Here is a 12117-nt window from a genome sequence, read left to right on the forward strand (position 1 = left end):
CCTCATGCCCAAGCACACGTTCGCGAAGTCGCTCACTCTCGGCGCCACCGCTGCCGCCGCCATCGCTCTTGTCGCCGCCGCCCCCGCGACCGCGGAGACGGAAGTCTCCGAACCCGACTCGTTCACGAGCGCCTACACGGTCATGGCAACGCCTGACGCGGTCATCAACAACGACGGCGACGTGACGCCGGGCGAGCCCGGATCGATGGGCCAGTTCGACTTCCGCATCAACTCCGACCTGAACATCATCTGCTACGACATCACCCTCACGGGTGTCACGGGCGAGTACGAGAGCCCCGCGAAGACGGCCACGCACATCCACGAGGCCGCCGAGGGCCAGGCTGGCCCGCCCCGCATCGCGTTCCCGAACCCCACCGACAACGGTGACGGCACGCGCACCAGCAGCGGCTGCCTCGAGGGTCCGTTCACGACGGGCCTCAACAGCGACGCCGGCACCGACACGGGCGAGGGCTTCACGCTCAAGCAGATCGAGGCGAACCCGGCCGGCTTCACGGGCGACTCGCACACGGCTGACTTCAAGGCAGGTGTCGTGCGCGGCCAGCTCGTGCAGGTTCCGGTCGGCGGCGTCGACACGGGTGCCGGCGGCGCTGCTGCTGCCGGTGGCCTCGACGCGACGACGCTCGGCTTCCTCGGCCTCGGTGGCCTCGCCGTTGTCGGCGCGGCTGGTGTGGCGGTTGCGCGCAAGACTCGCGCAGCGGGTCAGTGACCAGGGACATCTCTCGGATGCCGGGGCGCGCGCTGCGCGTCCCGGCGCTCGTCGTCGCGGCCGCGCTCTTCCTGAGTGGATGCGCGGCCGCGCCGAGCGGTGACGTCTCGGCTCCCGAGGCCACCCAGTCCCCGGCGGCCGCTGCCGAAACAACCCCGGCGGCGCCGTCCGAGGCTGCGACCCCCGCGCCCGAAACTCAGCCCCCGTCCGGGGCCGGTGGCGTCGAGGTCATGCCCGAGGGCATCGAGCCCACCGCCGTCTCCATCCCCGCCATCGACGTGGAGGACACGCTCATCGACCTCGGCATCGCCGCCGACGGCAGGATGGAAGTGCCTGTCGATTTCGATGAGATCGGCTGGTTCACGGGCGGCGGCAAGCCAGGCGGTCGCGGCCCGACCGTCATCGCGGCGCACGTCGACGGCCTCGCCGGACCCGCCGCGTTCTTCCGCCTCGACGAGCTCGCTCAGGGTGACGTGGTGGCCGTCACCGACGCCGCGGGCGGGGTCACGAACTATGAGGTCACCGAGGTCGTCACCGTCGAGAAGGCCGACTTCCCCACGGCGCGCGTCTTCGGCGCCGTGCCCGGCGACGAGCTCAGGCTCATCACGTGCGGCGGCTACTTCGACCGAGACGTGGGGCACTACGACAAGAACGTCGTCGTGTTCGCGACGGCGGTTTCGTGACTCCTCAGCCCGGGTCGCAGCACTGCGGAGGTGTCAAGAGACGACCTGCACCTTGATGTGCTCCGGGCTCTTGGCGGCTTCCACAGCCGCCGAGTAGTCCTTGAGTGCGAAGGTGCCCGTGATGAGGCTGCGCAACTCGCTCTGGAGGTCGATCATCCGCTCGGCCGATTCGGCGTACTTCTCGGCGAGCGAGTTGGAGCCGATGATGCTCAGCTCTTTCGCGAACACCTCGTAGGGGCTCAGGGCGACCGTCGCGGCCGGCGATGCAACGCCCATCTGGACCAGGCGTCCGCGCGGCCCGAGCGCTGAGATGGCCTGCGCGATCGCCGCAGGGTGCCCGCTGGCGTCGAGGGCCAGGTCGAAGACCGAGCGGTCGAGCTCATCGGCAGAGGCGACGGCGCTCGCCGCTCCGAGCTTGAGAGCCGCCGCCCGCCTCGTGTGGTTCGGTTCGACGACCCGAATGCCGGCGGCGCCCTCCGCCTTGCCGAGGATGATCGCCATGAGCCCGATGGAACCCGCGCCGAAGATCACGAGCTCGGTATCGCGCCAGTCGGGGACTCGTTCGAGCGCATGGAGCACGCACGCGAAGGGCTCGATGAGGGGCGCAGCCGCGTGTTCGATGGATGCGCTCAGCGGGTACACGATCCTGCTCGGCACGGCGACGAACTCGGCGCACGAACCGTCGACGGCGACCCCGACGGGGAGGATGTTGGTGCAGAGGTTGGTGGCGCCGCGCTGGCACCAGGCGCATTCACCGCAGGAGATGTTGGGGTTGACGCCCACGTAGTCGCCTTCGTTGAAGGCTGTGACACCTGCGCCGACTTCGGTGACGTATCCGGCGAACTCATGGCCGGGGACGATGGGGAATCGGCCGTGCGGGTAGTCGCCTTCGATCAGGTGGAGGTCGGTGCCGCAGACACCGGTTCCGACCGGCGCGATGATGACCCAGCCGTCCTGTGCAGTCGGGACGGGGCGGTGGGTGACTTCGAGTCCGCCAGCGCCATCGGCGACGACGGCGAGCATGGTCTTTGGCATGGGGCTCTCCCTGGATCGTGTACGTTCGGCGGCGCCGTTTCGCCAGGCTCGACGCGGGGACGCCGGCGTCTTCCCGTGGCCTCGCGGCCGATGCTGTCAACGTTAGGTCACTCGACAATTTCTGTCTAGTCTGTACGTACAATGTAGACAGCAATGATGGTGCTGCACGGCAGTACTATTGCGGCCAGAGGAGTGTGGCAATGGCGAACACCATCGACAGGACCTCGCCGGTCCCGTACTACGAACAGCTCGCGGCGATTCTCAAGCGCCGCATCCAGAGCGGTGAATTTCCACTCGACGAGCGCATGCCAAGCGAATTCGAACTCGGCCGCGAGTTCGGGCTCTCGAGGGCGACGATTCGGCAGACGCTGTCCACCCTCGAATCCGAGGGTTACGCGCGCCGGGTCGCGCGCCGCGGTGTCTTCGCATCAACCCCGGAAGAGTCTTCCGGTTGGATCGTGCAGGACACGGAGGGCTTCCTCGAGTCGCAGATCCGGCACGGCCGAACCGGGATCACGACGAGAGTCGTCGACGCTGGCTTCGCCGTCCCCCCGGCTCATGCCGCGGAAGCGCTCGGCATCGCGGAGGGTGCCGAGGTGTTCGCCATCGAGCGCGTGCGAACCCTCGACGGAGTGCTTGCGATGTTCAGCACGAACTGGTTTCCGCGCGAGATCGGGGAGCAGATCGCTGCGGAGAAAGACGTGCTCGACGGGTCGGCCTCCGTGAACGCGGCCCTCCGGAAGGCTGGCTTCTCGACGAGCGGCGCCCGCCGCGTGGTGCACGCCCTCGGCGCGCCCGCCTCGGTGGCCGAGCACGTCGGTGTGCCCGAGGGGCAGCCGATTCTGCGCGTCCGCTCGCTGTCGTGGGACCAGCGCGACACCAAGTTCGACTACTACGAGACGTGGGTGCTCACCGACACCGTTCCGCTCGAGATCAACGTGGCGGCCAGCTGACGCTCTCAGCGTTGCGACACGAATGGGCCCTCCTTCCCGGAGGGCCCATTCGTCTGCTGGGTCGGTCAGGCGGCGTCGGCGGCTTCGCTCACTGTGGTCATCGTCGGATACCCCATCGAAGCCTTCGCGGCGGCGTGCTGTTCCAGGATGTTCGGGTGCTGCGCCTGCACGGGCAACTCTTCCACCGCGACCGCCCACGTGGGGAAGGCGCCAGTGAGGGCCCCGCCCGCCTGCATGGCCGCGCCCTTCGTGACGTACTCGTCGAAGACGGGGATCGCGACCGGGAAGTCGACCATCTGCGGCAGGATCTGTCGAACCGCGGGGCTCTGCGCGGCTCCGCCGATGAGGAGGAGTCGCTCGGTTTCCAGTCCCATCGAGCGGAGCGCGTCCAGCATCGCGACCTGGCTCGCGAGCGTGCCCTCGATGACGGCCCTCGCGAAATTCGCGCGGGTCAGGTTGGTGAGCGACGCTTCGAGCAGTGAGGCCCTGGCGTGTGGCAGGTCGGGGGTGCGCTCGCCTTGGAAGTACGGCAGCAGGGTGAGTCCCTCGGCGCCGGCCTCGGCCTGCAGCGCGAGGTTCGAGAGTTCGTCGTAGTCGCATCCGAGGAGCGCGACGCCGGCGTCGAGGTTTCTCGCTGCGTTGAGCGTCGCGACGATGGGCAGGTGGTTGCCGGTGGCGTCGGCGTAACTGCACACGTATCCGGCGAAGTCGTGCACGGGGCTGGCCGAGCGCGTGTAGACGACGCCCGAGGTGCCGATCGACAGCACCGTCTCGCGCTGGGACAGGCCGAGGGCGAGGGCGGCGGCGGCGTTGTCGCCGCTGCCGACGCCGAGGGGGAGGCCCGCGGGGATGCCGGGGATGCCGGGCCCCGTCACTCCGGCTCGGTCGAGTGGGCCGAGCACGCGGGGGAGTAGGGCTGACTGCCCGAACGCGTGCTCGAACAGGTCCATGCAGTACTCGCCGGTGTCACCGGACCAGTACCCCGTCCCACTGGCCTCCGAGCGGTCGGTGACGAGCGCATCCAGGTCGCCGCCGTCGCCCCCGTGCCCCATGAGGCGCCAGGTGATCCAGTCGTGCACGATCGCGACCGCTGCGGTGCGCTTGGCGTCGAGCGGATGCTGGTCGCGCAGCCACCGGACCTTCGGCGCTGTGTCGGAGAGCGTGAGGGGGAGGCCGGTCCGGCGTATCCACTCGTCGCGTCCGAGTTCTTGGTTGAGGGCGACCATGCTCGCGTGCGAGCCCAGGTCGTTCCAGAGGGGCGACGGGCACACGACCGACCCGGTGGCGTCGAGGAAGACCGGCGTGTGCTGCTGGCCGCTGACCGAGATCGCGGCGACGTCGCCGAGGCCACCCGCGCGTTTGACGGCGAGGAGCAGCGCCGACCACCAGGCCTCCGGGTCGACGATGGTCTCCGGCGGGTGCGAGGCCTTGCCCTCGCGGAGCTGGACTCCGGTGGCGAGGTCGCGGACGGAGACCTTGCAGCTCTGCGTGGACGAGTCGATTCCTGCGACGAGCATCATCGCCCTGCCTTCTGTGTGGTGCTGATCGGGAGGTCGGTCGAAGTGTCGGCGGCGGTCATGCTGGCATGGCCTTGAGGTGCTCCCAGGTCGGACGGACCTGCGCCGACCAGTCGCGCAGCTCACGGTGCCGGGCCGCGTCGAAGCGCAGCTCCTGCGGCTGACAGGCCTCCCAGCTCGGGGTGGCGTTCGAGGCGAGGGCTTGGGCGCCGCGGGAGACGACCTCCGGGAAGTCGGAGGTGCTGAGGTCTGTGCCGAGGAGGTCGGCTTTGAGCTGGGTCCACAACGGGTTCGAACTTGCGGGGCCGATGACCTTGATGCGGTCGGGGCGGAGTCGGAAGAGTTCAAGGACGTCGCGGAACTGCATCGCCATGCCGAGGAAGCAGGCGAGGATCACATCGTCCGCGGTCGTCTCGCTGCGGATGCCCGCGACGACGCCGAGTGCGCCCGCTCGCTTGGTGGGTGGCGGGCTGCCGCGGAACTGCGGCAGGACGAGCGGCAGGCGCTCGAGGTCGATGTCGCCGCGCAGGTACCTCGTCGTGAGTGCGTCGATGCGGCTGGTGAGCTGCTCTCCGGTCAGGTCGAGCAGGCTCTGCAGGGTGGCGAAGGCAGACCCTCCGGTGGGGATGGATGCGAAGAGCGTGTAGTCGGGGCCGGCGCAGGCGAGTCCGTTGGCGAGCTTGGCGACCTCCGTCCGCTTGTCCGTGCTCGGGCGTCCTCGAAGGATGAGGAGCCCTTCCGTCGTGCCGGTCGAGTTGAGGAGCTCTCCGCGTTCGAGCCCAGCGCCGATTGCTCCGACCATGTGATCGTGGCCGGCGGTGTGCACGAGGACACCAGCGGGGAGGCCGGTTTCTCGTGCGAAACGCGCCGTCATCGGAGATCCGTTCGCCGCATCTCGCAGCTGGGGGAACACGTCGACGTCGATGCCGAAGAGTCCGCAGACCTTCGCGGACCACGTGCCGTGCTCGAGGTCGAGCGCCATGGTCCGGCTCGCGAAGGATCGCTCCGACCAGCGCTCGCCGGTCATCGTCGCGGCGAGGTACTCGGCGACGTTGAGCCATTTCGCGCCTGCGGCTGCGGAGCCCGCCTTGGCGAGTGCCCACGCCAACTTGGAAAGGCCGTAGTTGGCGTTGACCGGGAGGCCGGTGATGCGGTAGATCTCCTCGCGTTCGCCTGACGTTATCGGCGCGAGGTAGCCCGCGCCGCGCTGGTCGTGCCAGAGGATCATCGGGGAGGCGAGCGAGAGGTCAGGGTGCACGAGTCCGCCGGACTCGCCCACCCCGGTGATGCTGAGGCGCTGCACGGTGGCGCGATCTGCGGCGTCCAGCTGTCGCACGAAGGAGGTGATCAGGCGCGTGAGTGCGTCGAGATCGTAGATCTCACCCCACGCGTCACGGATCGTTGGCGTGCGGTGGCGCTCGCTCGAGCGAAGACGAGACTCGTCGTCGAAGCAGGAGAGCTTGACGCTGGTCGTGCCGATGTCGATCGTGACGGTGGGGAGCACTGCTGCCTCGCTAGTTGATGGACGGGTTGAAGGTGCGGATGCGGGCCTCCACGACGTCGGTGATGGCGACGACGGCGTTCTTCGAGACACGGATGAGGGAGGCCTCCTTCGGGTTGGCGTTGTAGGCCTCCCCGAAGCTGCGGATCATCGCATTGCGGAGGTCGCTGGCGACGTTGACCTTGACGACGCCGAACTGGTGGAGTCGGGCGAGCTGCTCATCGGGAAGGCCTGAACCGCCGTGCACGACGAGCGGCACGGGGCTGGCTTCCTGCACCTGTGCGAGAAGGTCGAAGTCGATGCGGGCGTTGGGAACGAAGCCGTGCTGGTTGCCGACGGAGACGGCGAGCATGTCGCAGCCGACCGCATCCACGAAATGGGCGACCTGGCTGGGGTCGGTGGTGCTGGCGAATTCGGGGGCGACGTCGTCTTCCTTGCCGCCGATGCTGCCGAGCTCCGCTTCGAGCGCGATCTCGGGCGGGCAGAGGGCGCGAGCCTTCACGGAGGTCGCGATGTTGTCTTCGTAGCTGGCCTCCGAGTCGTCGATCATGATCGACGTGAAATCGGCGGCGAGCGCAGCTTCGACGGCGTCGAGCGACTTGCCGTGGTCGAGGTGCAGGGCGACGGGAACGTCGGTCGATGCGAGGCGGCGGCTGACCATGTCGTAGATGTACTCGTAGCCGGAGAGGGCGACGTTGGTCGGCGCGACCTGGATGAAGGTCGGCACGCCGGTGCGTTCGATGGCTGCGACGATTCCCATCGTCGTCTCGATGTTGGTGGTGTTGAACGCGCCGGCGAGGAGGCCGCGTGAGGTGCATTCGCTGATGACTTCGTGACCGCTGACAAGTGGCATGTCGGGTCCTTTCGGGTGGGGTGACTCGAGTGGTCACGGGGTCGGGATTCGCGGTCTTGCCGGGGCCGGGTCTCTGTACGGGCTGTACGTACAAGTGGAGGTGGCGTGCAGTCTCGATACGAGGGATGCGGGCGGCCCGGGGCGCTTCGGGCCGCCCGCATCCAGGGTCAGCTTCGCGTCGCGGGCGAGTCCTGCTCAGTGAGGCTCTGCAGCGTGCCGCCCTCTTCGATGATCTCCTCGGACTCCTTCGGCACCTTGAGCCAGCGCACCGAGATGCCGGCCAGCACGTAGAGCGCCGCGAAGATGATGGTCACGCCCGCGGCTCCGAGGGGTGCGAGGAAGACCGCGACGATGAGGGGGCCGACGAATGTCGCTGCCCCGGCACCGAGGTTGAGGACTGCGATCGAGTTGCCCTTCTGTCCGGGTGCCATGAGCGACATGAGGACCGAGATCGGGGTGAAGCCGGCCAGCGTGACGCCGAACAGGGCGGCGCAGAGAGCCGCTACCCAGTACTGGTCGCCGACGGCCTGCGGGAGGAAGTAGAAGAGCAAGACGCTCACGGCAGAGCCGATGCAGCCGAACCAGCGGAGCGTGCGGTGCCAGCCGAGGCGGTCGCTGAGGACTCCGAAGAAGAGGTTCGCGAAGATGTTCGCGGCTCCCAGGATGAAGACGAGCTGCAGCCAGCCGGCGGTGCCGAAGCCGAGGTCCACTGCGAACACGGTCGGGAAGAACACGAACAGTCCGAACTGCGGTGCCGTGTTGACGACTCGGATGAGGCAGCCCAGGCCGACCCGCGGGTTGGTGAAGGCGATGGCGACGCTGTTGATGAGGCTGCGGCCCGTCGTGACCTCGGGGGCCGCCTGGCGGCCGCCACCGCTTGCGCCGCGGAGCCCTACGAGTGAGACGATGCCACCGGCGATCACGAGGGCGAGCGAGACCCAGAACGTCATGTACGGGCCGATGAGCGGTTCGGTGCCGCTCGCCACGAGGGATCCGAGCGTGGGCAGGCCGCCGGTGAAGGCGAAGTAGAACCAGCCGACAGCTGAACCGAGCCGGTGGGCTGGGCTCGCGCCGAGCACCCACACGAGGAACCCGTAGGCGAAGAGCGGGTAGGCGATGCCGCGCAGTCCGTAGATGATCAGCATGAGCGTGAAGTTCTCTGACGGCAGTGCGACGGCCAGGAACAGCACTTGCAGGACGCCCCACAGGGCGAGGCCGATGAGCATGACTCGTCGTGGCCCCCAGACGTCGGACAGGGCGCCGGAGAGCCAGGAGCCCAGCGTCACCATGAGTCCGTAGACCGAGATGATGATGGCCGCGTTGGTCTCCCCACCCGCGCCGTTCTCGGCGAGGTAGGGGGAGATGTACCCGGATTCGACGCCGTCGCCGATCATGAAGAGGAGGAGGCCGACGAAGCCCCAGATGAGGGGGCGGGGGAGGCCGAGCTTCTCGATGAAGCCCTTGGGTTCGGGTCCGAGGGCCCGGATATTAGTCGTCGTTGACATGGAAGTCCTTTTTCTCAGCAGAGCTGCATGACTGGGTGCAGGGGCGAAAGCCTCGAGCTCCCGGTTGATGCGTTCGGTCGGAAGGTCGGTCATGCGGCGTCCTGCAGAGTGCATGTCCGGATGCTGTGCGGTTTGTACGTACAGACTGTACCAGTCGGATTCCCGGCGCGGTAGGACATATTGCAGTGGCTCGTGGAGGGCGTGCTGATTCGACGTGGTCTCCCGGAAGCGCCTGACCGTCGGTCGCGTGGTCCGCGCACCGAGCGTCGGTCGAGAGTCAGGTGGCTCTGACTCTGGCTGTGGCGACGAGGGTGACTGCTAGCCACGAGCCCGCCTTGCCAGGCCTGAAGGGCTCGCCAGCGTTGGCGGCCTGCCGGAGTTGGGGCGTGGTGCGCGCCGACCGGCTCAGAACAGCGTCGTGATCGCGGTGATGATGCCGACGCTGATGACGAGCCCCGTGCCGCAGATCGCGAGCGCTTCGATCGGCAGGGTCCTGCGCTGGTACGCGTCCCAGAAGCCGTCGGCGGCGATTGCCTGCCGGCTTTCAGCTTCTTGGTCGATCCTCGTCTCGGGCATATAGCTAGTCTAACTAACTATTCTCGCGGCGCAAGACGCCGGACGATCTGAGCGAGGAAGAACACGGTTGAGCATGACTTGCAAGTACTGGGCAGACGCGGTCCGCAATCCCTTTTCGCGTCCGTTCCGAATGGATGGCAGACGCGGTGCAGCGTCCGGGTTCCGCATGCCGCTCACCCCAGCGGGGGACCCTCGGTTGGCGACAGCTCAGGCCTGCAAGCTCTGGGCTGTTGGAAGTGAGGTCCACGATGATGCTCGCGATTGACGCAGCGCCGCAGCTCCCTGAACTGCGGGACGCGCCCACCGCATCCGCCGCCCCCGTGGCGACAGGTTCGCAGAGGGCGCGGGCGCTCTCGCAGTTCAAGAGCGTTGCCGCCGCCGATGACAGTGATGAGTTCCTGGCCGGGCTCGCCTCCCTCGGTGACGCGCATGCCTTCGACCTGCTGGTGCAGCGATACCGCACGCTCATGTACGTGTGCGCCAGGCGGCGCCTCGGCTCGGACGCGGAGGCCGACGACGTTGTCCAGGAGTCGCTCGCGCATGCCTGGATGAAGCTGTCGACCCTCAAAGACCTGGCCGCCGTCCGCTCGTGGATGCTACGCATCGTCGCATCCAGAAGCATCGACGTGCTCAGGCGACGTCGGGAGCATGACCGCGTCGAGGAGGCCGAGTTCCCGGCGCCGGACGACGGATCGCCGACCACCAACGCGCAGGTTGCGCTCCTCTCCGCGGCCCTCCACGTCGCCCTGTCGAACCTTCCCGAGCAGCAACGCCGATGCTGGGTGCTGCGCGAGCTCGAATCGCTGAGCTACCAGGACATCGCGGATCAGCTCGAGCTTCCGGTCAGCACCGTGCGCGGCGCCATCGCGAGGGCGCGGAAGGCGCTTGCAGTCGCGATGGCCGAGTGGCGCTAGGGCGGGCGTGCCTCGGCATCGCCCGGTCGGTCGACTCGTGTCGACGGAGTAGGACCAGCGGTGCGAGCTCGTTCTCCTCTATCGGCCGAGCCAACCGCCATCTACGGGCAGGACGGTGCCGTGGACGTAGTCGGCGTATGGGGTGCAGAGGTAGACGACGGCGTTCGCGATGTCCTGCGGAAGCGCCCAGCGGCCGGCGGGGATACGTTCGCTCAGCTGCCTGAACCGATCCGGGTCGGCGAGGAGCGCTTCGTTCATCTCCGTCTGCACGTAGCCGGGGGCGACCCCGTTTACGTTCACGCCGTGGGAGGCCCACTCGTTGCTGAGCGCCTTGACCAGCTGCGCGACCGCGCCCTTGGATGCGGCGTACGCGGGCACACGCAGGCCGCCCTGGAAGGAGAGGAGCGATGCGAGCGTGACGATCTTGCCTTGTCCGCGCGCTACCATGTGGGTCCCGAAGCCCTGGCTCAGCTGGAAGACCGCGCTCGTGTTGATCTGCATGACCCGGTTGAAGTCGGCGAGCGGAAAGTCGACGGCGTCGTGTCGGATCTGCGTTCCTGCGTTGTTCACGAGGATGTCGACGTCGCCGATCTCCGTGATGGCGGACCCGATCGAGTGCTCCTCGGTGAAGTCCACCGAGACGCTGGTGAGGCGACGGCCGAGTTCGTCCGCCAGCTGGCGCAGGTCCTGGGAGGCTGGGCCACGCTGGAGCGCGGTGACGTCGGCGCCGCTGCGCATGAGCGCGCCTGCCACCGCTTCGCCGATTCCGCGTGAGGCCCCCGTGACGACCGCGGTCTTCCCGAGCAGCACCCTGTCAAACATGGGTTCGCTCCCCGGACTCGCGGGTGGCGAGCGCCCCGGCGTTCACCGTGTTGCTGACCTCCTGGCCAGCGCAGACGTCGAGAATGTTCTGCATCGCGCGTCGCTTCAGCTCGGAGAATGACTCCTCGCTGTACCAGGCGGCGTGTGGTGTGAGCAGCACCTGCTCGAAGCCGAGCAGCTCGCTCGTCAGGGGGAGCGGCTCCTCCTCGAAGACGTCAAGTCCGGCGGCCGAGACGACGCCCGCGCCCAACGCTCTGACCAGGGCGGCCGTGTCCATGACTCCGCCCCGACACGTGTTGACGATCTTAATGCCGTGCTTCATTCGCGCGAACGCGGCATCGTCGATGAGGTGCTTCGTCTGCGGGATGAGGGGGAGGTGCAGTGAGAGGATGTCGGACTGCTGGAGGAGCCCCTCCGGGGTGACGACCAGTGTCCCGTCCGGCGTGGTCTCTCCCGGACTGAAGCGTGGGTCGCTCCCGATGGTCTGCAGTCCAAGTCCCCGTGCTTTCCGAGCGGTCGCCTCGCCGATGAGGCCGAGGCCGTAGAGGCCGAGCGTGGTCGCCGAGAATCGGTGCAAGGGCTGTGCCGGACCGAGGTCTGAGACGCCGCGGCGCACCCCCTTGTCGAGAGTGGGCAGACCGCGGAGGAGCGCGACGATGTGCGCGATCGCGTGGTCGCTCACGTCCTCCGTGCCGTAGTCGGGCACGTTGCAGACGGCGACGCCCTGCGACGTGGCGGCGTCGACGTCCACGGTGTCGACTCCCACGCCGTAGCGACCGACGGCTCGCAGGCTGGGCAGCGCTGAGAGCACTGCTGCGCTGACCGGCGCGTACTGGGTGAGGATCGCGGTCGCGCCATGGGCTGCGGCGATGACATCGGCTTCGCTGGCGCAGTGCGCGACGACCAGCTCATACCCTGCCTCGCGTGCGAGTGCGCGCTCGATGTCGGTGCTGCCATGGTCGCAGTCGGTGATGACCACTTTGGGGGCTTGGTGCACGAGATCCTCCGTTGGACTCAGAATTTTGGAACAT

At 68.1% G+C, this 12117-nt stretch carries 12 protein-coding genes; 4 read left to right on the forward strand and 8 right to left on the reverse strand.

Annotated elements, in window-relative coordinates; translation table 11 throughout:
• Positions 1-4: 4 nt before the first annotated feature.
• Complete coding sequence (locus HDC34_RS12790) at positions 5-727, forward strand: CHRD domain-containing protein (RefSeq protein WP_179557271.1); 723 nt, start codon at positions 5-7, stop codon at positions 725-727.
• A complete protein-coding gene (locus tag HDC34_RS12795) occupies positions 724-1410 on the forward strand; it encodes a class F sortase (protein ID WP_308807345.1) in 687 nt (228 codons plus the stop codon). The genes HDC34_RS12790 and HDC34_RS12795 overlap by 4 nt, the downstream gene beginning before the upstream one ends.
• Positions 1411-1443: 33 nt before the next feature.
• Here HDC34_RS12795 and HDC34_RS12800 read toward each other — a convergent pair whose 3' ends face one another.
• Positions 1444-2445 (reverse strand): zinc-binding dehydrogenase, encoded by a 1002-nt coding sequence (locus HDC34_RS12800; protein ID WP_179557272.1) that lies wholly within the window; start codon positions 2443-2445, stop codon positions 1444-1446.
• Between the two features lie 200 nt (positions 2446-2645).
• On the opposite strand from HDC34_RS12800, the gene HDC34_RS12805 reads away from it, so the two are divergent.
• Positions 2646-3398, forward strand: coding sequence for a GntR family transcriptional regulator (locus HDC34_RS12805; protein ID WP_179557273.1), 753 nt, complete (start codon positions 2646-2648; stop codon positions 3396-3398).
• 65 nt (positions 3399-3463) lie between these two features.
• Here HDC34_RS12805 and HDC34_RS12810 read toward each other — a convergent pair whose 3' ends face one another.
• The 5 genes from HDC34_RS12810 to HDC34_RS12830 form a co-directional block, all read right to left on the reverse strand.
• On the reverse strand, positions 3464-4918 hold the full coding sequence (locus HDC34_RS12810) for an FGGY family carbohydrate kinase (protein WP_179557274.1): 1455 nt from the start codon (positions 4916-4918) through the stop codon (positions 3464-3466).
• 55 nt (positions 4919-4973) lie between these two features.
• On the reverse strand, positions 4974-6419 hold the full coding sequence (locus HDC34_RS18240) for an L-fuculokinase (RefSeq protein ID WP_179557275.1): 1446 nt from the start codon (positions 6417-6419) through the stop codon (positions 4974-4976).
• Between the two features lie 10 nt (positions 6420-6429).
• Positions 6430-7269, reverse strand: coding sequence for a class II fructose-bisphosphate aldolase (locus HDC34_RS12820; protein ID WP_179557276.1), 840 nt, complete (start codon positions 7267-7269; stop codon positions 6430-6432).
• A 167-nt stretch (positions 7270-7436) separates the two neighbouring features.
• Positions 7437-8774, reverse strand: coding sequence for an MFS transporter (locus HDC34_RS12825; RefSeq protein ID WP_179557277.1), 1338 nt, complete (start codon positions 8772-8774; stop codon positions 7437-7439).
• 405 nt (positions 8775-9179) lie between these two features.
• The gene (locus HDC34_RS12830) at positions 9180-9350 is read right to left on the reverse strand and encodes a hypothetical protein (RefSeq protein WP_179557278.1); all 171 of its coding nucleotides are present in this window, start codon (positions 9348-9350) and stop codon (positions 9180-9182) included.
• Positions 9351-9598: 248 nt separating this feature from the next.
• On the opposite strand from HDC34_RS12830, the gene HDC34_RS12835 reads away from it, so the two are divergent.
• A complete protein-coding gene (locus HDC34_RS12835; protein WP_257023288.1) occupies positions 9599-10264 on the forward strand; it encodes an RNA polymerase sigma factor in 666 nt (221 codons plus the stop codon).
• Between the two features lie 78 nt (positions 10265-10342).
• Here the strand turns inward: HDC34_RS12835 and HDC34_RS12840 are convergent, their stop codons facing one another.
• Together HDC34_RS12840 and HDC34_RS12845 are read right to left on the reverse strand one after the other, a co-directional pair.
• Positions 10343-11086 (reverse strand): SDR family oxidoreductase, encoded by a 744-nt coding sequence (locus HDC34_RS12840; RefSeq protein ID WP_179557279.1) that lies wholly within the window; start codon positions 11084-11086, stop codon positions 10343-10345.
• Positions 11079-12083, reverse strand: coding sequence for a C-terminal binding protein (locus tag HDC34_RS12845; protein ID WP_179557280.1), 1005 nt, complete (start codon positions 12081-12083; stop codon positions 11079-11081). The genes HDC34_RS12840 and HDC34_RS12845 overlap by 8 nt, the downstream gene beginning before the upstream one ends.
• Positions 12084-12117: the final 34 nt, after the last annotated feature.

Source organism: Pseudoclavibacter sp. JAI123, assembly GCF_013409665.1.
Classification (GTDB): Bacteria; Actinomycetota; Actinomycetes; order Actinomycetales; family Microbacteriaceae; genus Pseudoclavibacter.

What these genes read in the sequence shown, in the direction of transcription:
- HDC34_RS12790 (WP_179557271.1), top strand. Translation starts at nt 5, where the DNA reads ATGCCCAAGCACACGTTCGCGAAGTCGCTCACTCTCGGCGCCACCGCT.
- HDC34_RS12800 (WP_179557272.1), bottom strand. Translation starts at nt 2,445, where the DNA reads ATGCCAAAGACCATGCTCGCCGTCGTCGCCGATGGCGCTGGCGGACTC.
- HDC34_RS12805 (WP_179557273.1), top strand. Translation starts at nt 2,646, where the DNA reads ATGGCGAACACCATCGACAGGACCTCGCCGGTCCCGTACTACGAACAG.
- HDC34_RS12810 (WP_179557274.1), bottom strand. Translation starts at nt 4,918, where the DNA reads ATGATGCTCGTCGCAGGAATCGACTCGTCCACGCAGAGCTGCAAGGTC.
- HDC34_RS12820 (WP_179557276.1), bottom strand. Translation starts at nt 7,269, where the DNA reads ATGCCACTTGTCAGCGGTCACGAAGTCATCAGCGAATGCACCTCACGC.
- HDC34_RS12825 (WP_179557277.1), bottom strand. Translation starts at nt 8,774, where the DNA reads ATGTCAACGACGACTAATATCCGGGCCCTCGGACCCGAACCCAAGGGC.
- HDC34_RS12830 (WP_179557278.1), bottom strand. Translation starts at nt 9,350, where the DNA reads ATGCCCGAGACGAGGATCGACCAAGAAGCTGAAAGCCGGCAGGCAATC.
- HDC34_RS12835 (WP_257023288.1), top strand. Translation starts at nt 9,599, where the DNA reads ATGATGCTCGCGATTGACGCAGCGCCGCAGCTCCCTGAACTGCGGGAC.
- HDC34_RS12840 (WP_179557279.1), bottom strand. Translation starts at nt 11,086, where the DNA reads ATGTTTGACAGGGTGCTGCTCGGGAAGACCGCGGTCGTCACGGGGGCC.